Genomic DNA, 26,010 nt, shown 5'->3' on the forward strand with positions numbered 1-26,010 from the left:
GTGGTCTTGCCGGCGGCGTTGTCAGGCAGGCCCGGCGAGGGATACGGGCAGCGCGCATGGCCTGCCCGTATTGAGGAGAGGACATGTTCAGTGAAGAAATCGGCGGCCGCATCAAGGAGATCCGGCTCGCCAACGGCCTGAGCCAGCGTGAGCTGGGTCAGCGCCTCAATACATCCACCGGTCACATCAGCTGGCTGGAAGCCGGCAAGGCCATGCCCGGTGGCGAGTTGTTATTGCAGTTGCATCGCGAACTGGCGGTGGACCTCAACTGGCTGCTGACCGGCAGCGAGCCCGAGGTACTACCGCAGGAGGGAGACAAGGACGTACGGCTGCTGGTCGATCACTACTGCCGTTCGGACCTCCAGGGGCGGGAAATCATCCGCATCCTGGCCGGTTATGCAGGGCGGGACTGCGGCTGAAGCGTGCGGCCAGCCCCGCCGGGCGCGGTGGCGCTCAGCCACCTGCGCCCGGGGCCGCGGTCGTTGCCGTAGTCGCTGCGCTTGTAGCGGCTGCGCGCAACTGCACATCGCGGTTCAATCGCCACACCAGCAAGGAGGCCAGCAAGGTCGTGCCGACGATCACGAAACCGACCACATCGAAGTGGCGCAACTGCCCCTCAGGACCGAGCGTGACGATATGCCCGGCCACCACCGAGGCCAGACCGCCAGAGAGTTGCTGGATCGAAGCACTCACCGCATTGAACGAACCCCGCTGGGTGGGCGAAGGGATGGACGAGACCAGCGCCTGGAACGGAATCATGCGCGAGAAGATCCCCAGGAACAGCACCGCGTTGATCAGCACGATCATCGGCACCGTCACCGGCCCCAGGTGGGTATAGATCAACACCATGATGATGGACAGCACCGCCCCGAAACAGAACACGCGGAACTTGCCGACCTTGTCGGCGGCGCGCCCGATCAGCGGACCGAAAGCGATGGTGCACAGCCCGGTGACCAGATAGACCGTCGGCAGGTGGTGCAGATCGATGCCCAGGTTGCCGACCAGATAGGCACTGCTGAAGGGCATGAGCATGAAGCCACCTGTCATCAGCAAGGCCGTCGTGGCGAAGGCAATCAGGTAGCGCGGCTCGGTAATGGTGTGATACAGGTGCATCCATGCGCTGTGCTCCTGCTTGAGCTTCAGGTGACCGTCCACCGGTTGCATCTTCATGCTCACCACCAATCCCCCGATGGCGCCCAGCGCCGCCATGGCCAGGAAGGGGACATGCCAGTTCCAGGTATTGGACAGGTACAGCCCGATCGGGATGCCCAACACCTGGCTGGCCGCAAACGAGGTCTGGATGATCCCCATGACACGCCCGCGCAGATGCGGGGCGAACAGATCGGTGGCAATCGCCAGCGTGATGGAACCGATCACACCGCCGAAGAGGCCTGTCACGATGCGGGCCAGCAGCAGGCTCTCGAAGCTTTGCGCCAGCCCGCACCAGACGGTGCCGAGCACGAAGCCACCATAGAAGAACAGCAGCAGCCGCTTGCGGTCGAAGCGGTCCGCAAAGCCTGCCGTGAGCAGGCCCGAGGCCCCGGCGCTGAAGGCATAGGCTGACACCACCAGGCCGAACTGCTGCGGCGTGATCTGCATGGCCGGCATGATCACCGCGCCCAGCGGCGACATCAGCATGAAGTCCAGGATGACGGCAAATTGCAGGAAGGCCAGCAGGCCGGTCACGGTCTTCTGGTAGCGGGTGAAGCCCGCCGGGCTGGACGGAGTCGGTGGCGTAGGTGGCGTAGGTGGGCGGGCAGGGCGGTTGGCTTGGGGCTGACTCAAAAGGGGCTCCTTGGCGTATCGGTAGGGCAGTTCTGCCGTGTCTTCGCGTCCTGGCCCGCGTGAACGTGGCCTGATGCTGTGTCGTCGCTGACGGATGAGCGTGCGCGATATTGTCTCGCCGTGTCATGAACGGTGCCCATGGCAGGCGTATCGGTCGTGAGGCGGGCTTGCAAGAGTAGGCGCAAGCGGGAGCTTAGGCAAGCCTGGACCGGCCTTCTCTGCAAAGTTCGCACGATTGGTCAGGCTTTCGTCACATTCCGTATGGAAAATGTGAAGATAAAAAAGCGGAGAGGCCCGTCCTGCGGGCCTCTCCGTCCTTTTGTGCTTACAACACCGGTTAACCCTGGCTCAGGGGCCGATTTCCGTCATCTCATTGCTTGAGCAGGCTGCATTTGGATTCCGCCACGGTGGTGAAGGCCTGCTCGCCCGGGATGGTCTCCAGCAGTTTCAGGTAATCCCAGGGCTTCTTCGATTCGGCCGGCGACTTCACCTGGTACAGGTACATGTCATGGATGTTGCGGCCGTCGGCGCGGATGTAGCCCTTGTTGTAGAAGTCATCGATGCGGGTTTTCTTCAACTGTGCCATCACCTTGGTCGAATCATCGGTGCCAATCGCTTCCACCGCCTTCAGGTAGGTCATGGTGGCCGAATAGGCGGCCGCCTGGTGGGTACTGGGCATCTTCTTCATCTTCTGGAAGAAGCGCTCGGAGAACTTGCGCGAGGGCTCGTCCTTGTCCCAGTACCAGCTGTCGGTCATCATCAGGCCCTCGGCGTTGGCCAGGCCCAGGGCGTGGATGTCGTTGATCACCATCAGCAGGCCGACCAGCTTCATGGTCTTGGTGACGCCGAATTCCTTGGCGGCCTTGATCGAATTGACGGTGTCCTCGCCGGCATTGGCCAGGCCCAGGATCTGCGCCTTGGAGGCCTGGGCCTGCAGCAGGAAGGACGACAGGTCCGAGGATTGCGGCGGATGCTTGATCGAGCCCACCACCGTGCCGCCACTGGCCTTGACCACGGCACTGGTGTCGTTGGCCAGCGAATGGCCGAAGGCATAGTCGGCCACCAGGAAGAACCAGGACTTGCCGCCCTGCTTGATCACCGCGCTGGCCGTACCCTTGGCCAGGGCCACGGTGTCGTATTCGTAGTGGACGGTATAGGGCGTGCATTCCTCGTTGGTCAGGCGTGCAGTACCGGCTCCGATGTTGATGTAGACCCGCTTCTTCTCGGCCATCACCTTGTTCATGGACAGGGCCGTGGCCGAGTTCACGCCGCCGATCAACATGTCCAGCCCGCGCTCGTCGGCCCATTCGCGGGCACGGGTGGCGGCGATGTCGGCCTTGTTCTGGTGGTCCGCCGAGATCACCTCGATGGGTTTGCCCAGCACCTTGCCGCCGTAGTCGGCCACCGCCATGCGGATCGCCTCCAGCCCGCCCAGGCCATCGGTATCGGCATAGGGGCCGGACATGTCGGTGATGAAGCCGATGCGCACGGCGTCATTGGACACCTGGGCCGCCGCCGGGCCGGCCAGGCCGAAGGCGCCCGCAACGGCGCAGGTCGCGGCCAGCAGGCGCAGCTTGGTCGATGTAGTCATGTTTTGTCTCCTCGTTTTTATCGGCCGCCTGGTAGCGGCTCGTGGTTCGTGATTACCGTACTGCCCGTCAGCCCTGGCGACGTTGCGCCAGCAACTGGCGGGCATAGTCCACCCGCACGTCATGGCTGGCGACCATCTGCTGCACCAGCCAGTCCATTTCCGCCGGTTCGGCACCGGCCGCCAGTGCGATGTTGCGGGCATGCAGCGCCATGTGGCCGCGCTGTATGCCTTCGGTGGCCAGCGCGCGCAGGGCCGCCATGTTCTGCGCCAGGCCCACGGCCACGGCGACTTCGGCCAGTTCCTGGGCGCTTTGCACGCGCAGGATCTTCAGCGCTGCACGGGCCGCCGGATGGGTCTTGGTGGCACCCCCCACCAGGCCCACCGGCATGGGGATTTCCAGCGTGCCCACCAGGTCGCCGTCGGCGGCGATTTCCCAATGGGTCAGCGAAGTGTAGCGTCCCTGGCGGCAGGCATAGGCATGGGCACCGGCTTCCACCGCCCGCCAGTCGTTGCCGGTGGCCACGATCACCGGGTCGATGCCGTTCATGATGCCCTTGTTGTGGGTAGCCGCCCGGTAAGGATCGACGGCGGCGAATTCATAGGCGTCCACGATGCCGTTGATGACTTCCTCGCCACTGTATTGGTCGGTGGCCAGCACCTTGGCCGACACTTTCACCCGCGCCCGCGCCAGACGCAGGTCGGCCAGGTTGGAGAGGATGCGCAGCCGCACGCGGCCGCCGGTGATCTGCTCGATATGGCCGGCCACTGCCTCGGCCATGGTATTGACGGTGTTGGCGCCCATCGCATCGCGCACATCCACGATCAGGTGGGTCACCACCATGGCGCCGCGGCGGGTATCCGGGAAGACATGCACCTCGATGTCACGGCAACCGCCCCCCAGCTGATTGAGCAGCTGGTCGCGACTGTTGGCGATGTCGATGATGGCCTGGCGTTCCTTGAGGATGGCCAGCCGCGCCCCGTGCGGGTCGCCCACGCCGATCAGCTGGATCTGCGCCCGCATCAGTGGCGTGCTGCTGGAGGTCTGGAAGCCGCCACAGGCGCGTACCAGCTTGGCCATGAAGGAGGCGGCGGCCACCACCGAAGGTTCTTCCACGGCCATGGGCACCAGCACGTCGCGGCCGTTCAGCTGGAAGTAGCCGGCCACGCCCAGCGGCAGCTGGAAGGTGCCGACCACGTTTTCGATCATGCCGTTGGCGGTCGTCAGCGGCAGGCCGCCGGGCTGCCCCAGCAGGGCTTGCTCGGCTTCATCCAGGTGGGCCAGCCGGCTCACCTCGGCCAGGCGCTCGGCGGGAGCAAGGGAGCGGAAGCCGGGCAGGCGGGAATCCGGGGCCGCACCCGGGTGGGTGTCATTGCGCATGCGTTTGTCTCACTGGTTGTCGTTGGTATCGTCGGCCCTGGCAAGGAAGTCTTCCCCGGACCGCGCAGGCAGGATAGCAAGCGTGTACCATTGCGCATGGGTACAGTTGCGACCAACAGCAAGTGAACTGTACCCAAGACAATCCCTTTGCATTGCAGCAAGAATCTTCATATTTTTCCATCCACGGGCCCGCCGGAGACCCATTGCCATGGCTGACGCACCCACCCTCACCAGCACGCTGGTCCAGTTGATCCGCCGCCAGATTGCCGAAGGCCTGCACCCACCCGGCAGCCGGCTACCGTCGATTCGCGAGATGGCGGCGCGGCACGGCTGCGCCAAGAACACCATCGTCAACGTCTTCGATGAACTGACGGCCCAGGGCGTGGTGGAGCCCAGGCGCGGTTCTGGTTTCTTCGTCTGCGTGACACCGCCGCGCCCGAAGGAAGAAGAGGAGGGCAGCCTGAGCCGCGCCATGGACGTGGTCTGGCTCATGCGCGAGCAGTTGAAGCACGACCCCGGCCATTTGCGTCTGGGCGACGGTTTTCCACCGGTGGAATGGCTGCACGACGTGCGGCTGGACAAGTTCCATCAGAAGGTGGTGCGCACCGGCATGGGCGCGCTGTTCGGCTATGGCAGCCGTTTCGGCTACCTGCCGTTGCGCCAGCATCTGGTACAGAAACTGGCGCAGCACGGCATCGATGCGGGCACCGGCCAGATCGTCCTGACCCACGGTGCCAACCAGGCGCTGGATATCGTGATCCGCAACTTCGTGCGTCCTGGTGATCGCGTACTGGTCGACGAGCCGGGCTACTACATGCTCTATGGCAAGCTCAAGCTCTCGGGGGCGCGCATCGTCGGCATTCCGCGCCTGCCGGACGGGCCGGACGTGGATGCACTTGAGCGCGAACTTAAGCTGCCGGGCAAGCCGCCGCTGTTCTTCACGCAGTCGCTGGCGCACAATCCGACCGCCTCGGACACCTCGCCCCACAAGGCCCACAAGATCCTGCAACTGGCTGACCGCTACGATGCCCTGATCGTCGAGAACGATGCCTTCGCCGACTTCAAGCCGGCCACCGCGCCCCGTATCGCGACACTGGACCAGTTGCGCCGCACGCTCTACATCGGCAGCTTTTCCAAGTCGGTCTCGGCGGCCTTGCGGGTGGGCTTCATTGCCTGCCATCGTGACTTGGCCAGCGATCTGGCCGACATCAAGATGCTGGTCCACATGAGCAGTTCAGAATATTGCGAACGAACCCTGGACGTGATCCTCTCCGACGGCCACTTCAGCCGCCACACTGCGCGTCTGCGCGATCGCCTGACCCAGGCCACCGAAGCCGCCTGCCACCAGTTGCAGCAACTGGGTGCGCAATTGTTCTGCGCGCCGCAGCAATCCATGTACTTGTGGGCTAGGTTTCCGGCATTCCCGGATGCCAGGCAATTGGCCCAGGGCTTGATGGCGCGCCATATCGTGTTGGCGCCGGGCAGCATTTTCCATGTGGATCCCGAGCAGGATGTACCCTGGTCGCGCTTCAATGTCGGCTTGTTGTCCGATCCCCGTTTCGCGTCGGCGATGGCGGAAATGATGACGACTTCCGGCGCCATTCCCGGCGGTTGAGGCGTTTTTGATCCTCCTGGCCCGCCCGTGGGAAGTGAGGCCGCATTGTCCATGTGTTCTGCCCTTTGCTTTCTTGTCCAGCCTGATCCCCCGTGCCATAGTGCAAGGCAGCGGCAATCGGGGTTGCCGTGGTCAAAAGAATAATGAAAGCATGCTAACTAATGGGGGAGTACCTGTCAGGTGCTTCACTCGGGACGGATCTCAAATGAACATCTTAGGCAATATGAATATTGGCAAACGCCTTACGCTCGGCTTTGCCATCATCCTGGCTTTTTCCGTCGTGGTGGCGGGGATGAGCCTGTGGCGACTGGAGCAGGTCTCCTCCGCGACCCGTGAAATGATGAGCGATCCACTCAAGACCGAGCGGATCATGGGGGACTGGTACACCAATCTCTCGTCCGGCATTCGCCGCACGCTGGCCATTGCCAAGAGCAGCGACCCGTCGTTGGGACCCTATTTCGCCGCCGAGGCGGCCGAATCGACCCGTAGTTCCACCGAATACCAGAAGGCGGTAGAGAAGCTGCTGGTGACCCCTCGCGAAAAGGAGCTGTTCCAGAAGATCGGCGAGCAACGCAAGATCTACCTGTCCTCGCGCGACCAGATCGTCAAGCTCAAGGCCGAGGGCAAGGTGGATGAGGCCATGCAGTTGCTGGACAAGACCTTCGTGCCGGCCGCTGCCCTGTACCAGCAATTGATGCGCGACATGGTCGATCTGCAGCGCAAGGATATCGATGACACCGCCAAGGAAATCGACGATATCGCCGCCCAGAGCCGGGTACTGATCCTGGTGCTGGAAGGCCTGATCCTGTTGCTGGGCATCGTACTGGCACGCTACCTGACGCTGGGCATCACCAAGCCGCTGCATACGGCCGTGACCGTCTCGCGCAAGGTGGCCGAAGGCGACCTCTCGGCCCAGGTTCAGGTCAGTACGCGTGACGAAACCGGCCAGTTGCTGCAATCCCTGCGGGACATGAACGACAGCCTGCGCGGCATCGTCACCAACGTACGCACCGGTACCGACACCATCAGCACCGCCTCCTCCGAGATCGCTGCCGGCAACCTGGACCTGTCCTCGCGCACCGAACAGCAGGCCAGTTCGCTCGAAGAAACCGCCTCGGCCATGGAAGAACTCATTTCCACCGTGCGCCAGAACGCCGACAACGCCCGCCAGGCCAGCCAGCTGGCGCATTCCGCCTCGGCCGTGGCCGAGCAGGGCGGGGGCGTGGTCAACCAGGTGGTCGACACCATGGGCGCCATCAACGCCTCCTCGCGCAAGATCGTGGAAATCATCAGCGTGATCGACGGCATCGCCTTCCAGACCAATATCCTGGCCCTGAACGCCGCCGTGGAAGCGGCGCGTGCGGGTGAACAGGGACGGGGCTTTGCGGTGGTGGCCTCGGAAGTGCGTTCCCTGGCCCAGCGTTCGGCCTCGGCCGCCAAGGAAATCAAGGAACTGATCAACGACTCGGTGGAGAAGGTCGATGACGGCAGCCGTCTGGTTGAACAGGCCGGCAATACCATGCAGGAAGTGGTCAGCAGCGTGCGCCGCGTGACCGATATCGTGGCCGAGATCAGTGCCGCCAGCGCCGAGCAGACCAGCGGCATCGAGCAGATCAACCTGGCCATCACCCAGATGGATCAGGTCACCCAGCAGAACGCCGCGCTGGTGGAAGAAGCGGCCGCTGCCGCTGCGTCCATGCAGAACCAGGCCGGTCAGTTGATGCAGATGGTCAGCGTGTTCCGCCTCAGCGAGGGCGAACCGGTGGTGCGACGCGAGATCGACGTCACGCCGACCGGGCCGACGCTGCCGGGTTGAATCGCACTTCGAAGACGGCCCCGCGTGGGCCGTTGCCTGCCGTGATTTCCCAGCCATGCGCCTGGGCAATCTCGGCGCAGATGGATAATCCCAGCCCCGCCCCCTGGTCACGTCGATGTGGCCCGCGCCAGAAGCGCTCGAACAGGTGGGGCAGGGCGTCCTCCGCGATGCCCGGTCCCTCGTCACGCACCGACAGCCGTCGGGCGTTGGCATGCAACGTCACGGTCCCGCCCGGCGGGCTGTGATGCAGGGCATTCTCCAGCAGGTTCTTGCACAGCACCCCCAGCGCACCCGGATCGGCCAGGATCATGGATGGCGGCGCACTGTCGGCCGGCCCGATCACCACCTTCACCGCCATCTGCTGCGCCAGCCGCTCCAGCTGGCTGGCGGCCTGCGTCCAGGCAGCCTGCGGTGAGGTCTGCTGCATGCTGTAGTTATGGCGTTCGCTGGCTTCGGCCAGGGTCAGCAGTTGCTGTACCTGGCGCGCCATGCGATCGATATCCTGCAGCAGCATTTCGCCGTCGGCGACGTCGCCCAGTTCGACCTGGCCGCGCATGAGGGTCAGTGGTGTCTTCAGTTCATGGGCCGCAGTGGCCAGGAAATCGCGCTGCTGGCGGTAGCCCTGCTCCAGTCGATCCAGTGCCAGGTTCACCGAGTGGAACAGCGGCGTGATCTCGCGGGGTACGTCTTGTACCGACAGGCGCGCCGACAGATTGTCGATGTCGATGGTGGCCGCCGCATTGGCGGCCCGGCGCAAGGGCTTGAGCAGATGATGCAGGGTCACCGCCACGACGATGGAAAACAGCAGCGCGCAGACAATGGCGCCGACGATGATCATCCAGGTCAGGCGCTGCCCCTTGTCATCCTGGATGATGCGTAGCAGGCGCTCGCTGCGCATGACCTGGACGTAGTAGTTGCGGCCGCCATGTTCGAACTGCCGGGTGAGTACATGCAGGGTGCGACCATCGACACGCAGTTTCAGTCGGGCTGGCGCGGGTGTGAAGGGATTGCCCGGCTCGGCATAGGGCTGGGTGATGCCATCCGAGGCCAGCAGAACGCGGCCCTGCTCATCCAGGATGCGATAGACGCTATCGGCCTTGAGGATTTCGTAGGCGGCGTCGTCCTTGTCGTTGATGGCGGTGCGGTAGGGGCGGTCGTTCTGGTCGAACTGCAGGCCCTTGATGACCTGGCTGGCATTGTTCTTCAACGACATGTCGGTCAGCAGGTCCGGCCCCCAGCGCAGCATCAGCGTGATGACACCGATGATCACGGCACCGGTAACCGTGAGCACCAGCGCAGTGACCAACTGCAGGTGCAGGGCCAGGCTGCGATGGCAGCAAGCCCGGGAGGGGGCGGCGGTGGCGCCGGCCAGGTCGGTGGTTTCAGGTGTCTTCATGAGGCATTTTCAGGGCGTAGCCCAATCCGCGCTGGTTGACGATCTGCACGCAGGAATCGATCCCGGCCAGCTTGCGCCGCAGGCGATGCAAGGCCACGTCCAGCGCATTGGGTGTGACAGGCTCGGCAATGCCCCAGGCGGCAGCCTCCAGCGCGGTGCGGCGCGCCGTGGCGCCCGCTGCGCGGACCAACACCAGCATCAGTTGCAGCTCGGCCGAGGACAGGGAAATTGACTCCGCTGCGCAGACCATGCGGCTTTCCATCGGGTCGATGCGCAGGTCACCGTGTTCCGGCGCCAGGCTCTGCTGCTGCGGTGCGCGTCGCATCAGGGCGCGCACGCGGGCCACCAGTTCTTCCATCGAAAAGGGTTTGGGGAGGTAATCATCCGCGCCGGCCTCTAGCCCGTCGATACGGTCGTGCAGGGCGTCGCGCGCGGTCAGCATGAGGCAGGGGGTATCGATGCGGCGGGCGCGCAACTGGCGTACCAGTTGCAGGCCGTCGCCATCGGGCAGGTTGCGATCCAGCACCAGGGCCGGATAGCGGATCTGTGCCAGGCCGGTGGTGGCCTGGGACAGCGTGCCGTAGACATCGGTCTCGATGCCTGCCGTCGCCAGCGCCCGGCTGACCAGCGCGGCCATGCGTTCATGGTCTTCCAGCAGGGCGATGCGATTCATCATGAAGGAATGGACCCCGTCAGAAGTGGTAGAGATAACCGGCGCGCACCCCGGCAGCGCTGCTGCGATCGACCAGCGGGCTGTCGGTGATGCTGCTGCCGAAGCGGGTCACGCGCAGGTCGAGGAACAGCGACTGCGAGGATGTCATCTGCCAGTCGGTGCGCAGGCCACCCACCAGGTTGGCGGTCGAGCTGCCCTGGTAGAAGGCGCGACCGGCCCGGACCTCGTTGCTGCGTACGCCGAAGTAATAGTCCACATAGTCGCTGCTCATCCAGTTCACTCCCAGGTAGGGTACCAGCGTAAAGCGGCCGCTCTTGAAACGGTGCTCTGCGCGCAGCTTGACGGTCTGCCCATGGCTATTGCCGGATGCATCGGCCAGCCATTCCAGGGACAGGTCGGCATATGGGTTGCGCCACAGGGCGGCACCGCCCAGCCAGAAACCACCCTTGCGCTTTTCCATGCCATTCAGGATGGGCGCATCGCTGCCTTCATAGCCTTCATCGGCATACTGCGCGCGCAGAGAGAAGCCGACCGGACCGACGGCACCCAGCTTTAGGTCGGCCGTGGTGCCGAGCAAGCGGAACCGGGGGCCATTGTACATAAGCAGGGGCAGCGCCCGAGTGCGATTGCCGTAGCCGGCATAAGGACTGCGTTCTACGCCCACGCCGGCACCCAGCGCCCATTGGCTGTTGTTGGAGCTGCTGTCGGCAACGGGCTCGGTGGTGGCGGATTGCTGGCCGTGGGCCAGGAGGGGCAACATCAGTAGCGCGGCGCAGGCCAGGGGCGTGCGCGGAGAGAAGCGGATCGACATGGGGACTCCAGGGGAGGGGAAAGACGTCAAGGGGGATGCGACGCCGGCATCATCCCGCAGACAGTCTTACCGCACACTTACCTGTCACAACGGGTAACGCCTAGCGCCGCATTGCCTTCAGCGCGGCCTGGTAGCCCCACCAGCTGGCTTCTTCGAACAGGGAGAAGCCCGAGAGATCGCTATGGGCAAAGAGGATCTTGCCGTCGGCCTCGCGCAGGCGTCGTACGCCGGCATTGCTGCGCTGGCCGGGAGCGGGAATAGCCATCGCGTGAGCGCGCAAGGTGATATCCACGCGCTCGACATCGGCATTGAAACCCCGTCCGTAGGCCGCCTGCAGGTCGGCCAGTGCCAGCTCCAGCAGGTGCTGCGGGCTGGCCTGCTCCATCCAGCGCCTGGCGTCCTGTGGACGCAGGTGGCTCAGAGCGACATAGCTGGTCAATACCGTTTGGGCGGGCGGAGCTTGTCGTATGTCCTGATGCGTGGAGACCACATAACCAAGGCCCGGTTCGCGGTACACCACGTTATCCCAGGAGAGCGGCGCCTCGGGCAATTCGCGTGGAAACCGCTTGAGCAGGCAGTTGGCGACCAGCCACGGCGCCCGCGCTGCCAGGTCGGTGGTCGGCGCAAAGCCCAGTGTCCGGATCGATGGCACGACCCGCGCCGCAACGTACAAGGGCATGGCACAGACAGCCTTGCGGGCGCGCAGCCGCATGCAGCTCGGTATGCCTTGCCTGATGACCACGCACAAGGCCTCGATTCCTTGCGCGGTCTGCTCCAGGCGCAGCACCGTACCGGCCTGGCGGCGCTGGCCGAGCTTGCGCGCCAGGCCGGTCGCCAGCGTCTGCAAGCCGTCCGGCCAGGTCAGCCAGGCGCCACTGCCGGCGTTGCTGGCCTGGCCGATACGGCTACAGAAGTAATGCAGGCCGGCCCAGGCGGAGACCTGATCGTAACGTGCACCGTAGTCGTCCCGGCAGCCATAGTTGGCTAGCCAGTGCAGGGCCGGCGACGCATACCCCTCCTGATCCAGCCACTGTTTCATGGTCATGCGATCCAGGGCCTGCCATTGAGGCTCCTCCGAGGCCAGTGTCGACGGCAGCATGAAGGGCCGCCGACCCTGGGCGTCGTGGTAGTGACGCAGGTGTTCCATCTGCATGTTGAAGCGCTCCAGTTGCGCCTGTTCGCCAGCCTGCAGGGGCGGCAACAGGCCTTCGTGCCAGTGGCCGTTGACCAGGAGTCGTTCTTCGGGCGCATGCAGCAGGAAGCGCTCATCGTAATAGGGACGCTCGGCCTGGGCATCGCGCAGGAGGATGCCGAGGTCGGCCAGAATTTCGCGTACATGCATGCACTCCTGCGATGGCAACGGCAGGTAGTGCGCGCCGGTGGGGCAGGCATACTCACCGTAGCGCGCGCCGGCGGCATTGCCGTCGGCCTCGGGACCGTCGATGACGAGGAAGTCGTGATGCCCTGAGCGTTCCAGTTTCCACGCTGCCGTCAGACCGCCGATGCCGGAGCCGAGAATGGCCACATCGGTCTGCAGCGTGTGCGTGACCGGCGGCAATCGATCCGGATGGCTACCCAGGTCTCGCAGGAAATGGCCTTCCTGACGGCCGGGCGCATGTATGCCGGGTTGTATCTCGTGCCATTTCCAGCAGGTGCCGCCGATGCCGGCCGCCGCACCGGCGATGCCTGCCGTGCGCAGGAAGCTGCGCCGCTTCATCAGCGCACCACCCGATGCCAGTCTTGCTCGAAGTAACGCACCAGCGACTGGGTGTTGAGGCGGTTCGGCTCCATCTCCAGGGGCTGCATGTCCGGCGGGAAGCGGAACATTTCGGCGGTGGTCTGCGCATTCAGGTAGCGCATCGGGGCGGCGTAGGAAGCCGGTGGCGAATAGTCACGTTGCGTCGAAGCCAGGATGAATCCCCATTCGCCGAATGAAGGTACGTAGAGATGATAGGGATAGGTTTTCCAGCCGGCTTCGCGCAAGGTGGCGTCGATGGACCAGTAGGCGTGCGGCGCGAAGTAGGGCGACGTCGCCTGCACCACGATCAGGCCGTTGGCCGACACATGTTTTTTGAGCAGGCTGTAGAAGGGAATGGAAAACAGCTTGCCCAGCGCAAAGCTGGACGGGTCGGGGAAGTCGACGATGGCGAGGTCGAACATGCGGGTATTGGCTTGCAGCCAGATGGCTGCATCGGTATTGATGACCTGCACCCGTGGATCGGATAGTGCGCCCTGGTTCAGGGCCACCAGTTCGGGGCGACGTCGGAATGCCTGTGTCATCGCCGGGTCGAGGTCGACCAGCGTCACGTGGCGCACATGGGGATAGCGCAGGATCTCCCGCAGCGCCAATCCGTCACCGCCTCCCAGCACCAGCACGGATTGGGCCCATGGCTGCGTGGCCAGCGCAGGATGCACCAGTGCCTCGTGGTATCGGTACTCGTCACGCGAGGAGAACTGCAGATTACCGTTGATGTAGAGCCGCAGATCATCTTTCCAGCGCGTGACTACCAGACGTTGATAGGGCGTGCTGGTGGAGTAGATCACTTCATCGCCGTACATCCCCTGTTCGCCCCAGCGCACCAGACGGTCGGAAGCGGCAAAACCGGCCGCCAGCACGATCAGCACCAGACAGGCCCGGAGCAACTGGCGGTGCATCTGCTGCAGTTCGGCTCGGAACACGTGAATGGTCCACAGTCCCACAGCCACATTGCCCATCCCGAACAGGAAACCGGTGCGTGTGAGCCCCAGCTGCGGCGCCAACACCAACGGGAACAGCAACGACACGGCCAGCGCGCCCAGGTAATCGAAGCTGAGCACGGTACTGACCAGCTCGCGAAAGACGCTCTGACGGCCGTGTAGAAGCCGCATCACCAGCGGCACTTCCATGCCGACCAGCACACCGATCAGGAATACCACCGTGTAGAGCAACACGCGAAAGGGTGCGGCCGACCAGGAGAAGCAGAGGAACAGCAGCGCCGCCGACATGCCGCCGATCAGGCCCACCATGATTTCGATGTCGACAAAACGCGCCAGCACATCTTCGTCGCGGATGTATTTGGAAAAATGCGCACCCACGCCCATGGCGAAAAGATAGCTGCCGATGATGGTGGAAAATTGCAGCACCGAATCGCCGAGCAGGTAGCTGGACAGCGCACCGGCGATCAGTTCGTAAGCTAATCCGCACGAGGCTACAACGAAGATCGACAACACAAGAATTCTGTTGGTCATGTCATTTTCTTTGACTTAAGATGCGCGCTTTCCATGACCACCAGCGAGGCCAGACTTGCCGCCCATCCTCAACTACGTGATCCATCTGTTGCTGGCCGCCGTATTGCTGGCGGTGTTTTTCAAGGTCTATACGTGGGTCACGCCCTACGATGAAGTCGAGCTGATCCGCCGGGGCAACCGGGCAGCCGCCATGTCGCTGGGTGGTGCCATGGGCGGCTTCTCGCTCACGGTCGCGTCCTCGCTGCTGCATACCAGTGGTTATCAGGAGTTCTTCGGCTGGGCTGCTGGCGCCTTGATGGTGCAGTTGCTGGCTTATCTGGTGACCACACGCGGGCTGCGCATTTCACGCGAGCACATCGAATCCGACAATGCAGCCTTCGGTGGCCTGATGGGATGCATTGCCCTGTGTATTGGTGCCATCAATGCCGCCTGCATTTCCTGAGGCGCGAAATGCTACTTCAGGAAAGCATCTGATGAATTCTTTTGCTTCATCCAGAGGCGTTTTATCGACTTTATGAGAGCGCTCACTGTCCGGTCGTGAGGAGGGGCCGGACGGGACGCTGATCGACATTTCCTTATGCAGACAAAACTCTGCCCGACATGCGGGACATCCCTTCAATTCCACCACCTCGCTTCGGTGATGGCCGTATGTGGTCATTGCCGTACCCTGATCCATAGACATCGTCGGGCCACCGAAAAAGGGGGCATGCCGCCCGTGCAGGGCGGCCCCGGCGTGCTCCGTCTTGGCGCCATCGCTGACTTCGAGGGCCAGCCGATGGCCGTCGTAGGCCATTTGCAATGGGATACAGATGGCGCATTGTGGAATCAATGGTTTTTGCGAAGGGGGAATGACCGGTGCCAGTGGTGCCTCAGCCACCGCAATGGCCAGTATGCGTTGACTCGCGAGGTGGAGCATGCGCAGCGCCTGCTTCCTTTTGCACATCTCGGTCGTCAGTCCGAGGTGGAAATGCTCGATGGCAAGTACGCGGTCAGCGATCTGCGCAGCCTCAGATGTGTCGGTGGTGAAGGTGAATGGTCCCAACCGCAATACGCGCATCGACAAGCGAAAATGACGGAGTTGCGGGCCGGCGACCAGGTGGCCATGGTGGAGTACTCATCGGGCCGCAAGCCGTCACTGTACCGCGGTAGCCGGCTTCCCACCCAGGAGGTCGAGGCGTGGCTCGGCCAGGCCGCAGTCCGTCCCACGGAGATCGTTCGCAAGCACGTGGGCTCGGCAGAGTCGGCAAACTCGGCAAACTCGGCAAACTCGGCAGGTGACAGTGACGAGCAGCTTGGAACACTTGCTTTCGCTCACTGCATGGTCGTGTTTTATCTGATCGTGCTTGGCTTCTTCATCGCCACGGACGATTTCGTCTGGCATTTCGGTCAGGCGGTAGGCTTCGTACTTACCCTGGTCATGTTGTACGTTCCTGCGTACGCATTGAGCGAGCAGAAGGCGCTGCACCAAGGGTATGCGATGTATGCGATCGTTGTCATATTCGTTGCGCTCTTCTACAACAAGGGGGATGAAGAAAGCTACGAGCGCAGCCATTCAGGCGGCAGCACCTGGTCGTCCCGCGGCAGCGGCGTCTGGGGCGGTGCGGGGGGGCATAAGTGAGGCCGATGGTGTGTCCCGCCCAAGGTCGCCATCTGCTGGCCGATCTCGATGGCGTGGCGGCAGCGAGCTTGACCCGGCCCGCGCTGGTCGAAGCCCTGCTGCGGGAGGCCGCCGCCGCCGCCGGAGCGACGGTGCTACAGGCACACTTCCATCACTTCGGGCCGGGGCAGGGGGTGACCGGGGTACTGCTGTTGGCCGAATCCCATTTGTCCATCCATACCTGGCCCGAGGAACAGTTTGCCGCTCTCGATATCTTCCTGTGCGGTGCCGCGCAGGTGGAGCGTGCGCTGGAGGTGATCGTCTCCGGCCTGCAACCCCGGCAGGTCGGGCGGCAACTGGTGGAGCGTCGCGCGCGCCAGGCCTGAGGCTTCTTCATGTCGCCTGTTTCCAGTAATCCGGCTGGGCATATGCATGCCGCAGGAAATCCACGAAAGCGCGGATACGCAAGGGCAGGTGGCGTCGCTGTGCGAACACGGCGTAGATGGAGGGGGCCGGAGCGGCGAATTTGTCCAGCACCGTGACCAGTTCCCCGGCCTCGATGGCGGCGCCGACTTCCCACATCGAACGCCAGGCCAATCCACGGCCGGCCAGCGCCCAGTTGTGTAACACCTCACCGTCATTGCAGACCATGTTGCCGCCGACCTTGTAGATGCTGACCTTCCCCGATTGCTTCAGGGTCCAGCCGCGCTGGCTGCCTTCGCTGCTCATGGCCAGGCAATTGTGGCGCACCAGCTCATCGGGGGTCTGCGGCGTGCCATGGCGGCGCAGGTAGGAGGGTGCAGCGACGATGACGCGGTGGTTTTCCGCCAGCTTCACGCTCACCAGGTTGGAGTCGGTCAGGGTGGCGATGCGGATGGCGACGTCTATTCCTTCACCGATGACGTCGGCAATGCGATCGTTCAGGTTCAGCGTGAGCGTGACGTCGCGGTGCTCGGCCAGGAAGGAGGGGACCAGAGGCGCCACGTGCTGGCGTCCAAATCCGGCCGGGGCCGAGATCAGCAATTGCCCGCTGGCGCGGGCGCTGCGTTCGGAGACGGCTGATTCCGCATCTTCCAGGTCGGCCAGGATGCGCTGGCAGTCTTCCAGGAAGGCGGCACCTTCATTGGTGAGGACGATCTTGCGGGTGGTCCGCTGCAGCAGTTTCACGCCCAGGCGCTCTTCCAGCGCGTCCAGCCGGCGGCCTATCATGGCCGGGGCGATGCCCTCGGCGCGGGCGGCGGCCGAGAGGCTGCCACGGGTGGCGACCTCGGCAAAGGTCGAAATCTGCTTGAACTGGTCCATGCGGGTCCCTGGGAAGAGGCTGGAATCGGGGGGCAAAGCCGCGCCGGGAGTGGCACAGGCCGCATCATCACTACCTGCGGATTATCTGATCACTTATGACTAAAACGCAAAGATAAAGTGATAAAAGCTTCCACTCATAGGCATTTTGTTTAAATATACTGCGTACATAAAGTGCGTGATGCGATGCAAAAAGCGACAGCGCATCAGGCACAATCATGAAAACAAGATAAACAAGCTCACCTAGTCCATTTTTCTTTTTGAGGAGTCCAGCATGACGCAATTGAAGCTGCCCACCGGCATGGAAATCTCCGGCGAGATCAAGCCGGGTTACGAAAACGTCCTGACCTTAGAGGCCCTGTCGCTGGTCGCCAAGCTCTCGCGCGCCTTCGAAGGCCGTCGCCAGGAACTGCTGGCCGCCCGCGCCGAGCGCGTCAAGCGCCTGGACGCTGGCGAGCGTCCCGACTTCCTGAAGGAAACCGAATCCATCCGCACCAGCGACTGGAAGATCGCGCCCATCCCCGAGGCCCTGAAGTGCCGGCGCGTGGAAATCACCGGTCCGGTGGAACGCAAGATGGTCATCAACGCCTTCAACTCGGGCGCCGACAGCTACATGACCGACTTCGAGGATTCCAACTCGCCGGTCTGGGATAACCAGATCAGCGGCCAGATCAACCTGTCCGACGCCATCCGTCGCACCATCTCGCTGGAATCCAACGGCAAGAGCTACAAGCTCAACGACAAGATCGCCACCCTGGTGGTGCGTCCGCGTGGCTGGCACCTGGATGAAAAGCACGTCACCCTGGATGGCAAGCGCATTTCCGGCGGTATCTTCGATTTCGCCCTGTTCCTGTTCCACAACGCCAAGGAGCAGCTGGCCCGCGGCGCCGGCCCGTACTTCTACCTGCCCAAGATGGAGTCGCACCTGGAAGCGCGTCTGTGGAACGACATCTTCGTCATGGCGCAGAATGAGATCGGTCTGCCGCAGGGCACCATCAAGGCCACCGTGCTGATCGAGACCATCACCGCCGCCTTCGAGATGGAAGAAATCCTCTATGAGCTGCGCGAGCATAGCGCCGGCCTGAACGCCGGCCGTTGGGACTACATCTTCTCCTGCATCAAGAAGTTCAAGAACGACAAGGACTTCTGCCTGGCCGACCGCGCCAAGGTCACCATGACGTCGCCCTTCATGCGCGCCTATGCCCTGCTGTTGCTGAAGACCTGCCACAAGCGCGGCGCCCCGGCCATCGGCGGCATGAGCGCGCTGATCCCGATCAAGAACGACCCGGAAAAGAACGCCGTGGCCATGCAGGGCATCATCAACGACAAGCGTCGTGACGCCACCGACGGCTACGACGGCGGCTGGGTTGCGCACCCGGGCCTGGTCGAGGCATCGATGAAGGAATTCGTGGCGGTGCTGGGCGACAAGCCCAACCAGTTCGAAAAGCAGCGTCCGGATGTGGACGTGAAGGCGGCCGACCTGCTGAACTTCCAGCCGGAGACCCCGATCACCGAAGCCGGCCTGCGCTATAACATCAACGTCGGCATCCACTACCTGGGTGCCTGGCTGGCCGGCAACGGTTGCGTGCCCATCCATAACCTGATGGAAGATGCGGCCACCGCCGAGATCAGCCGTGCCCAGGTGTGGCAGTGGATCCGCAGCGCCAAGGGCAATCTGGAAGATGGCCGCAAGGTCAGCGCCGACATGGTGCGCGCCATGATCCCGGAAGAGCTGGCCAAGGTGAAGCAGGTGGCTGGCGACGGTCCTACCTATGACCGTGCGGCCAAGATCTTCGAAGAGATGTCCACCTCCGAGACCTTCGCCGAGTTCCTGACGCTGCCGCTGTACGAAGAAATCTGATTCAGATTCGCTTCAGGCAGAATGAACATCCCCGCCACTCGCAAGAGTGGCGGGGATTTTTCATGGGCCGGGGTGCTGTCGAGGTGATGTGCAGCTCGTCCGTACGACATATCCCGGACAGATGCAAAAGCGACAGACGAAAAAAATCCCCGACGAGTCGGGGATTTTTTTTAGCTTGAAAAGCTTAAGCAGCCGGAACGATGTTCGAAGCTTGCTTGCCCTTCGGGCCGGTGGTCACTTCGAAGGAAACGCGTTGGTTTTCCTTCAGCGACTTGAAGCCATTCGATTGAATAGCCGAGAAGTGAGCGAACAGATCTTCGCCGCCTTCGTCCGGGGTGATGAAGCCAAAACCTTTTGCATCGTTGAACCACTTGACGGTACCAGTTGCCATTACGGACTCCTAAATTTAATTGATTGGGGCTTGCGCCCGGCTCTTTATCGTTACTCGGGAGGAATGACAGCGAAGAACCGCACTACCAGCTCGAATCCTAACGACGCGACGATTATACTCATTAAATCGAGAATGCAAGCCATTTTCGGCTCGAAAGTTCAATTAAAAGTTTTAATGGTTTTTTTCGGTGCTTTAGATTTCGCTGCATGCTGGCAAATGGTGCAGGATGTCGCCCTGTATCCCTTGTCTGGTGCGGCTTTCCGGCTGTCGGACAATGTCTGACATTGTCCTGTCGGGCAGTTTCCTACAGCGCTTTTTCGGCGTTTTGGCGGTAGATCAGCACAACGGCATCAGTCGCAATCCCTTCTTCACGACCCAAAAAACCCATTTTTTCGTTGGTTTTCGCCTTGATGTTCACTTGCTGCTCAGAAATCCCCAGATCGGCCGCGACATTGACCACCATGGCCGGAATATGCGGTGCCATCTTGGGGGCCTGGGCGATGATGGTGGCATCCACGTTACCCACGACATAGCCAGCCGCTGCCAGGCGTTTGCCGGCTTCGCGCAGCAGCACGCGTGAGTCGGCGCCCTTGAATTGCGGGTCGGTATCGGGGAAGTGGCGACCGATGTCGCCCAGCGCGGCCGCGCCGAAGAGAGCGTCGGTGATGGCGTGCAGCAGGGCGTCAGCGTCGGAGTGGCCCAAGAGGCCCTTCTTGTGGGGGATGGTGACGCCGCCCAGGATCAGCGGGCGGCCTTCGACCAGGGCGTGACAGTCATAACCCTGGCCGATGCGGAAGGGGAAGGCAGTGCTCATGCGTGCGGACCTTTCAGGAAGAATTCGGCCAGCGCGGCGTCCTGCGCCAGCGTGACCTTGAGATTACGGGGGCTGCCTTCGACCAGGCGCGGGCGCAAGCCCAGCATTTCGATGGCGCTGGCGTCATCCGTGATGGCGGCCAGACGGTCCTGCTGGCGCGCCTGTTCCAGGGCGTGCTGCAGCAGGGCGTAGCGGAACATCTGCGGAGTCTGCGCCGCCCACAGGCCGGCGCGCGGCACGGTGTCCTGCGAGCGGGACTGGTCATCGCCGCGTTTGAGGGTATCCACCACCGGCAGTGCCAGCAGGCCGCCAACCTCATCATTGGCCAGCGCATCGAGCAGACGGTCGATCAGCACGGCGTCCAGGCCGGGGCGGGCGGCGTCGTGGACCAGCACCCAGTCGCCATCGGCGGTCTGGGCGCGGATGGCCTGCAAGCCATTGAAGACACTGTCCTGCCGCGTCGCCCCGCCCACGCGCAGCACCGTGGTGTGCGCCAGCAGGGCGGGGGGGAGCAGGGCGTCGATCCAGCCATCCTCTGGGCTGACCACCACGAAACTGTGGTCGATACGCGGATGCGCGGCAAAGGTCTCCAATGCATGCAGCAGCATGGGCTTGCCGGCCAGTGTCATGTATTGCTTGGGAATTTGCGCGCCCATGCGGGCGCCCACGCCGGCGGCCGGGATCAGCGCGTAATGTTGCGAGGTAGCGGGGGAAGACGACGGAGCGTTCATGCGGGCCAGACCGGCCCCGCTCACGGCCCGCCTGGCGGCGGCCTGGGATGGGACCATCGTTTATAATGAGAGGCTGAATTCTAATGCCAATCCCTTGCAAACGGCCGGCATTTTGCGGCGCCGCACGCGCGGTGGCCGCTGCTGATGCGCCTGTCCAATGAACCGAATGAGGCCGAACCAGGCCGAACCCAGTCGAGTTAAGCCGATCCCCCGATCCTGAATGTCCTTCGATCCGAAAAAATCCCTGCCCAAGACGGGTGTCCGTTTCCAGCCGCCGGCCGTGCACGGTTCGGCCGATGCCTACCTGCTGGCCCAGGCCGCCCTGGCGCTCAAGGCCGAAGGCCGCATGCTGGCCGTGGTGGTGGCCGGGGCCACCGACGCCCAGCGCCTGCTTTCCGAAATCCCCTGGTTCCAGCCCAAGGAAGGGCAGCGCCTGCGCTGCCACCTGCTGCCGGACTGGGAAACGCTGCCCTACGACGCCTTCTCGCCGCACCAGGACCTGGTCTCCGAACGCCTGGCCACGCTCTATGAAGTGCAGTCCGGCCAGTGCGACCTGCTGATCGTGCCGGCCACCACGGCGCTGCTGCGCATGGCGCCACCGCAGTTCCTGGCCGCCTATACCTTCTTCTTCAAGCAGGGCGAGAAACTCGACGAGGCCAAGCTCAAGTCCCAGCTCACCCTGGCCGGCTATACCCACGTCGGGCAGGTGATGTCGCCGGGCGAATATTCGGTGCGCGGCGGCCTGATCGACATCTTCCCCATGGGTTCGGTGCTGCCGTACCGGCTGGACCTGTTCGGCGACACCATCGAAACCATCCGCACCTTCGATGCTGACACCCAGCGCTCGCTCTATCCGGTACCGGAAGTGCGCCTGCTGCCGGGCCGCGAATTCCCCATGGACGAGGCGGCGCGCCTGGCCTTCCGCAACCGTTGGCGCGAAGTGTTCGAGGGCGATCCCACGCGCTCGGCCATCTACAAGGATATCGGCAACGGCATCGCCTCGGCCGGCATCGAATATTACCTGCCGCTGTTCTTCGACGAGACGGCCACGCTGTTCCAGTACCTGCCCGCCAACGCCATGTTCGCCACCGTGGGCGACATCGAGCAGTCCATCAAGCGCTTCTGGAGCGATACCCGCTCGCGCTGGACCTTCCTCAATGCCGACCGTGAACGTCCGGTGCTGGAGCCCAAGGCCATTTATCTGGATGATGAAGATTTCTTCACCCTCCTCAAGCCGCATGCCCGTTGGGTGCTCAAGACCGACGATGCCCCCTCGGCGATATCCGCGCCGCTGCCCAATATCGCTGTCAACCGCCGCGCTGATGATCCGCTGGTGAACCTGCGCAGCTTCTTGCTCAAGGGTGCCGAACGCGTGCTGATCTGCGCCGAGACCAATGGCCGGCGCGAAACCCTGCAGCAATACTTCGCCGAATACGACCTGCACCCGGTGCTGTGCGAGGACTGGGAGGCCTTCCTGGCCAGCGACGAACCGCTGATGCTGGGCGTAGCGCCGCTGCAGGCCGGCTTCATCACCGCCGACGGTCTGGCACTGCTGACCGAGACCGAACTGTATGCCGGCAGCGGCCGCCGCGTGGGCAGCCGCAAGCAGCAGGCGGCCACCGATGTCGAATACATGGTGCGCGACCTGTCGGAACTGAAGATCGGTGACCCGGTGGTCCACAGCAGTCACGGCATCGGCCGCTACATGGGCCTGGTCAGCATGGACCTGGGCGAGGGCGAGACCGAATTCCTGCATCTGGAATACGCCAAGGAGACCAAGCTCTACGTGCCGGTCTCGCAGTTGCACGTCATTTCGCGCTATTCCGGCGCCTCGCCGGAAGATGCGCCGCTGCATGCGCTGGGCTCCGGCCAGTGGGAAAAGGCCAAGCGCAAGGCCGCCCAGCAGGTGCGCGATACCGCCGCCGAATTGCTGAACCTGTACGCCCGCCGGGCGCTGCGGCAGGGTCATGCGTTCCAGTATTCGGCGCATGACTATGAAGCCTTTGCCGACAGTTTCGGTTTCGAGGAAACGGCTGACCAGGCCGCCGCCATCAACGCCGTCATCAAGGACATGACCGGCGGCAAGCCCATGGACCGCCTGATCTGCGGCGATGTCGGCTTCGGCAAGACCGAGGTCGCCCTGCGTGCCGCCTTCGTGGCAGTGATGGGCGGCAAGCAGGTAGCCATCCTGGCACCGACCACGCTGCTGGCCGAACAGCATGCGACCACTTTCGCCGACCGCTTCGCCAACTGGCCGGTGAAGATCGCCGAACTGTCGCGCTTCCGTACCGGCAAGGAAGTCACACAAGCCATCAAGGGCCTGGCCGATGGCACCATCGACATCGTCATCGGCACCCACAAGCTGCTCTCGGATGAAGTGAAGTTCTCGCGCCTGGGCCTGGTCATCATCGACGAGGAACACCGCTTCGGCGTGCGCCAGAAGGAAGCGCTCAAGTCCCTGCGCGCCGAGGTCGATGTATTGACGCTCACCGCCACCCCCATCCCGCGTACGCTGGGCATGGCGCTGGAAGGGCTGCGTGATTTTTCGGTCATCGCCACGGCGCCGCAGAAGCGCCTGGCCATCAAGACCTTCGTGCGGGGCGAGAGCGAATCCACGATCCGCGAAGCCTGCCTGCGCGAATTGAAGCGGGGCGGCCAGGTCTATTTCCTGCACAACGAAGTGGAGACCATCGCCAACCGCAAGGCGGCGCTGGAAGCGTTGCTGCCCGAAGCCCGCATCGCCGTGGCGCACGGCCAGATGCACGAGCGCGACCTGGAAAAGGTGATGCGCGACTTCGTGGCGCAGCGGTTCAACATCCTGTTGTGCACCACCATCATCGAGACCGGCATTGACGTGCCCACCGCCAACACCATCATCATGCACCGCGCCGACAAGTTCGGCCTGGCGCAGTTGCACCAGTTGCGCGGTCGGGTCGGCCGTTCGCACCACCAGGCCTATGCCTACTTGCTGGTGCAAGACGTGCAGGGGCTGACCAAGCAGGCGCAGCGGCGCCTGGAAGCGATCCAGCAGATGGAGGAACTGGGCAGCGGCTTCTACCTGGCCATGCACGACCTGGAAATCCGTGGTGCCGGCGAAGTGCTGGGCGACCACCAGTCGGGCGAGATCCACGAGATCGGTTTCCAGATGTATTCCGACATGCTGAACGAAGCCGTGCGCGCCCTGAAGGATGGTCGCGAGCCCGACCTGGCCGCGCCGCTCTCGACCACCACCGAGATCAACCTGCACGCGCCGGCCTTGCTGCCCAATGATTATTGCGGCGACGTGCACGAGCGTCTGTCGCTCTACAAGCGCTTCGCCAACTGCGAGAAGTCCGACGCCATCGACGCCCTGCAGGAAGAACTGATCGACCGCTTCGGCAAGCTGCCCGACCCGGCCAAGGCGCTGATCGAAACGCATCGCCTGCGCATCGCCGCCAAGCCGCTGGGGATCATCAAGATCGATGCCCATTCCGAGGCGGCCTTGCTGCAGTTCGTCCCCAATCCGCCGATCGATGCCATGCGCATCATCGAACTGGTGCAGAAGAACCGCCAGGTCAAGCTCAACGGCCCGGACAAGCTGCGCATCACCGCCAGCATGCCCGACCTGGCGGCGCGGGTGCAGCAGGTCAAGACCACCATGAAGGCGCTCACCGGCTGATCGCCTGAGCCCGGCTCACCAGCGCTTTTACAACGAATCACGCATCAACGACATCACCCGAAGAACATGAACCTGATCCTGCAAGCCCCCAAGCAACACGCTGTCTCCACCGCCGACATCGACGCCATTGCCGCCCTGGCCGGTGGTCGCGCCGAACGCATTGACCCCAGCCGCGTGGCCGACGCCGACGCCTGGCGTGTGGCCGGCGTGAGCCTGAGCGATACGCTCAAGGCCAGCATCGATGGCGCCTGCCTGAAGGCCCATTTGGACTACGCCTTCATCGAGGAAGGTCGCAAGCTGGCCGATTTCCGCCTGGTCGCGATGGACATGGATTCGACCCTCATCACCATCGAATGTATCGACGAGATCGCCGACATGCAGGGCCTGAAGCCCCAGGTGGCCGAGATCACCGAGGCCGCCATGCGCGGCGAGATCGAATTCAACGAAAGCCTGACCCGCCGCGTGGCGTTATTGAAGGGCCTGGATGCCGGCGCCCTGCAACGCGTCTATGACGAACGCCTGCAACTCTCGCCGGGGGCGGAACACATGCTGAAGGCCGTGCAGGCGGCCGGCCTGAAGACCTTGCTGGTCTCAGGAGGCTTCACTTTCTTCACCGACCGCATGAAGCAACGCCTGGGCCTGGATTACACTCACGCCAATACCCTGGAAGTGGCCGACGGCAAGTTGACCGGCAAGGTGGTCGGCGGCATCGTCAATGCGGATGAAAAGCGTGCCACGGTCGAACGCATCTGCCGCGAGATCGGCGCCGAGCCGTCCCAGGCCATCGTCATGGGCGACGGCGCCAATGACCTGCGCATGATGGGCATCTCGGGCCTGTCGGTCGCTTTCCGCGCCAAGCCGGTGGTGCGCGCCCAGGCCAGCGTGGGCTTGAATTTCGTCGGACTGGACGGCATCTTGAACTTGCTGGCCTGAATCCAGGACCAGCCAACCGACCCACTTCAGGAGACACGATGAACCAGGAACTGGTATTGGATTCGCAAACGCAGTCGGGCCGCGACCTGGTGTGGTGGCTTTATCTGGCCCATGCTGCCTGCCTGGTGTTTTCGCTGGGCATGCTGTCTTGCCTGCCGCTGATCGTCAATTACCTCAAGCGCGGCGATGTCCGCGATACCTTCCTTTATACCCATCATCGCTGGCAGATCCGCTCGTTCTGGTGGTACCTGTTCTGGCTCATCGCCGGTGGCGTGCTGTGGGCGACCGTGATCGGCATCCCGCTGGCGGTGCTGGTGTTCGCCCTGGCCTGGATATGGAAGGCCTACCGGCTCATCAAGGGTTTCCTTGATCTGCAGGACAACAAGCCCATGCCGGCGTGATCCGGCCGGCCGCTCCGGCTGATCTCATCACT

The 26,010-nt window shown here is 63.4% G+C and carries 23 protein-coding genes; 11 read left to right on the forward strand and 12 right to left on the reverse strand.

Annotated elements, in window-relative coordinates; all coding sequences use genetic code 11:
- Window positions 1–83 precede the first annotated feature (83 nt).
- Window positions 84–419: a helix-turn-helix domain-containing protein gene (locus BTM36_RS24205; RefSeq protein ID WP_006464438.1), complete on the forward strand. Its 336-nt coding sequence runs from the start codon at window positions 84–86 to the stop codon at window positions 417–419.
- A gap of 34 nt (window positions 420–453) precedes the next feature.
- Here BTM36_RS24205 and BTM36_RS24210 read toward each other — a convergent pair whose 3' ends face one another.
- The 3 genes from BTM36_RS24210 to BTM36_RS24220 form a co-directional block, all read right to left on the reverse strand.
- A complete protein-coding gene (locus tag BTM36_RS24210) occupies window positions 454–1,686 on the reverse strand; it encodes an MFS transporter (RefSeq protein WP_006464439.1) in 1,233 nt (410 codons plus the stop codon).
- 469 nt (window positions 1,687–2,155) lie between these two features.
- Window positions 2,156–3,376 (reverse strand): ABC transporter substrate-binding protein, encoded by a 1,221-nt coding sequence (locus tag BTM36_RS24215; protein ID WP_077238264.1) that lies wholly within the window; start codon window positions 3,374–3,376, stop codon window positions 2,156–2,158.
- A gap of 67 nt (window positions 3,377–3,443) precedes the next feature.
- Window positions 3,444–4,754 (reverse strand): hydroxymethylglutaryl-CoA reductase, degradative, encoded by a 1,311-nt coding sequence (locus BTM36_RS24220; RefSeq protein ID WP_077238265.1) that lies wholly within the window; start codon window positions 4,752–4,754, stop codon window positions 3,444–3,446.
- A gap of 208 nt (window positions 4,755–4,962) precedes the next feature.
- Here BTM36_RS24220 and BTM36_RS24225 point away from each other — a divergent pair, with 208 nt between their 5' ends.
- Together BTM36_RS24225 and BTM36_RS24230 are read left to right on the forward strand one after the other, a co-directional pair.
- Window positions 4,963–6,369: a PLP-dependent aminotransferase family protein gene (locus tag BTM36_RS24225; protein ID WP_077238266.1), complete on the forward strand. Its 1,407-nt coding sequence runs from the start codon at window positions 4,963–4,965 to the stop codon at window positions 6,367–6,369.
- Window positions 6,370–6,574: 205 nt separating this feature from the next.
- Window positions 6,575–8,185: a methyl-accepting chemotaxis protein gene (locus BTM36_RS24230; protein WP_077238267.1), complete on the forward strand. Its 1,611-nt coding sequence runs from the start codon at window positions 6,575–6,577 to the stop codon at window positions 8,183–8,185.
- On the opposite strand, the gene BTM36_RS24235 is transcribed toward BTM36_RS24230, so the two are convergent.
- The 5 genes from BTM36_RS24235 to BTM36_RS24255 all read right to left on the reverse strand — a co-directional run bounded on the left by BTM36_RS24235 (window position 8,154) and on the right by BTM36_RS24255 (window position 14,293).
- A complete protein-coding gene (locus BTM36_RS24235) occupies window positions 8,154–9,581 on the reverse strand; it encodes an ATP-binding protein (protein ID WP_077238268.1) in 1,428 nt (475 codons plus the stop codon). The genes BTM36_RS24230 and BTM36_RS24235 overlap by 32 nt on opposite strands.
- Window positions 9,568–10,254 carry a response regulator transcription factor gene (locus BTM36_RS24240; protein ID WP_039876089.1) on the reverse strand — a complete coding sequence of 229 codons (687 nt, stop codon included), beginning with the start codon at window positions 10,252–10,254 and terminating at the stop codon, window positions 9,568–9,570. The genes BTM36_RS24235 and BTM36_RS24240 overlap by 14 nt, the downstream gene beginning before the upstream one ends.
- A 19-nt stretch (window positions 10,255–10,273) precedes the next feature.
- On the reverse strand, window positions 10,274–11,065 hold the full coding sequence (locus BTM36_RS24245) for a MipA/OmpV family protein (protein WP_077238269.1): 792 nt from the start codon (window positions 11,063–11,065) through the stop codon (window positions 10,274–10,276).
- 100 nt (window positions 11,066–11,165) lie between these two features.
- Complete coding sequence (locus BTM36_RS24250) at window positions 11,166–12,782, reverse strand: FAD-dependent oxidoreductase (RefSeq protein ID WP_077238270.1); 1,617 nt, start codon at window positions 12,780–12,782, stop codon at window positions 11,166–11,168.
- The gene (locus BTM36_RS24255; RefSeq protein WP_077238271.1) at window positions 12,782–14,293 is read right to left on the reverse strand and encodes a polyamine aminopropyltransferase; all 1,512 of its coding nucleotides are present in this window, start codon (window positions 14,291–14,293) and stop codon (window positions 12,782–12,784) included. Before BTM36_RS24255 ends, BTM36_RS24250 begins: the two co-directional genes overlap by 1 nt.
- A 55-nt stretch (window positions 14,294–14,348) precedes the next feature.
- Here BTM36_RS24255 and BTM36_RS24260 point away from each other — a divergent pair, with 55 nt between their 5' ends.
- From BTM36_RS24260 to speD, 3 genes are all read left to right on the forward strand, one after another.
- Window positions 14,349–14,735 carry a DUF350 domain-containing protein gene (locus BTM36_RS24260; RefSeq protein ID WP_077238272.1) on the forward strand — a complete coding sequence of 129 codons (387 nt, stop codon included), beginning with the start codon at window positions 14,349–14,351 and terminating at the stop codon, window positions 14,733–14,735.
- A gap of 264 nt (window positions 14,736–14,999) precedes the next feature.
- Window positions 15,000–15,911 (forward strand): DUF4178 domain-containing protein, encoded by a 912-nt coding sequence (locus BTM36_RS24265; protein WP_168189836.1) that lies wholly within the window; start codon window positions 15,000–15,002, stop codon window positions 15,909–15,911.
- Window positions 15,912–15,916: 5 nt separating this feature from the next.
- A complete protein-coding gene (speD, locus tag BTM36_RS24270; RefSeq protein WP_077238274.1) occupies window positions 15,917–16,276 on the forward strand; it encodes an adenosylmethionine decarboxylase in 360 nt (119 codons plus the stop codon).
- A 7-nt stretch (window positions 16,277–16,283) separates the two neighbouring features.
- On the opposite strand, the gene BTM36_RS24275 is transcribed toward speD, so the two are convergent.
- A complete protein-coding gene (locus BTM36_RS24275) occupies window positions 16,284–17,192 on the reverse strand; it encodes a LysR family transcriptional regulator (protein ID WP_077238275.1) in 909 nt (302 codons plus the stop codon).
- 271 nt (window positions 17,193–17,463) lie between these two features.
- On the opposite strand from BTM36_RS24275, the gene aceB reads away from it, so the two are divergent.
- On the forward strand, window positions 17,464–19,050 hold the full coding sequence (gene aceB, locus BTM36_RS24280; protein WP_077238276.1) for a malate synthase A: 1,587 nt from the start codon (window positions 17,464–17,466) through the stop codon (window positions 19,048–19,050).
- A gap of 184 nt (window positions 19,051–19,234) precedes the next feature.
- Here the strand turns inward: aceB and BTM36_RS24285 are convergent, their stop codons facing one another.
- Window positions 19,235–19,441, reverse strand: a complete 207-nt coding sequence (locus BTM36_RS24285) for a cold-shock protein (RefSeq protein ID WP_006464465.1) — start codon at window positions 19,439–19,441, stop codon at window positions 19,235–19,237.
- Between the two features lie 132 nt (window positions 19,442–19,573).
- Between BTM36_RS24285 and BTM36_RS28475 the strand changes: the two genes are divergently transcribed.
- Window positions 19,574–19,723 carry a hypothetical protein gene (locus BTM36_RS28475; RefSeq protein WP_168189837.1) on the forward strand — a complete coding sequence of 50 codons (150 nt, stop codon included), beginning with the start codon at window positions 19,574–19,576 and terminating at the stop codon, window positions 19,721–19,723.
- Between the two features lie 22 nt (window positions 19,724–19,745).
- Here BTM36_RS28475 and ispF read toward each other — a convergent pair whose 3' ends face one another.
- Together ispF and ispD are read right to left on the reverse strand one after the other, a co-directional pair.
- Window positions 19,746–20,255, reverse strand: a complete 510-nt coding sequence (ispF, locus tag BTM36_RS24290; RefSeq protein WP_077238277.1) for a 2-C-methyl-D-erythritol 2,4-cyclodiphosphate synthase — start codon at window positions 20,253–20,255, stop codon at window positions 19,746–19,748.
- A complete protein-coding gene (ispD, locus tag BTM36_RS24295) occupies window positions 20,252–20,986 on the reverse strand; it encodes a 2-C-methyl-D-erythritol 4-phosphate cytidylyltransferase (protein WP_077238302.1) in 735 nt (244 codons plus the stop codon). Before ispD ends, ispF begins: the two co-directional genes overlap by 4 nt.
- Before the next feature lie 220 nt (window positions 20,987–21,206).
- Between ispD and mfd the strand changes: the two genes are divergently transcribed.
- The 3 genes from mfd (at window position 21,207) to BTM36_RS24310 (ending at window position 25,978) form a co-directional block, all read left to right on the forward strand.
- Window positions 21,207–24,644, forward strand: a complete 3,438-nt coding sequence (gene mfd / locus BTM36_RS24300; protein WP_006464468.1) for a transcription-repair coupling factor — start codon at window positions 21,207–21,209, stop codon at window positions 24,642–24,644.
- Window positions 24,645–24,710: 66 nt separating this feature from the next.
- Window positions 24,711–25,577, forward strand: coding sequence for a phosphoserine phosphatase SerB (gene serB, locus BTM36_RS24305; RefSeq protein ID WP_077238278.1), 867 nt, complete (start codon window positions 24,711–24,713; stop codon window positions 25,575–25,577).
- Between the two features lie 38 nt (window positions 25,578–25,615).
- On the forward strand, window positions 25,616–25,978 hold the full coding sequence (locus tag BTM36_RS24310; RefSeq protein WP_077238279.1) for a hypothetical protein: 363 nt from the start codon (window positions 25,616–25,618) through the stop codon (window positions 25,976–25,978).
- Window positions 25,979–26,010: the final 32 nt, after the last annotated feature.

This window comes from Herbaspirillum sp. VT-16-41 (assembly GCF_001994935.1).
Lineage (GTDB): Bacteria > Pseudomonadota > Gammaproteobacteria > Burkholderiales > Burkholderiaceae_D > Herbaspirillum > Herbaspirillum frisingense.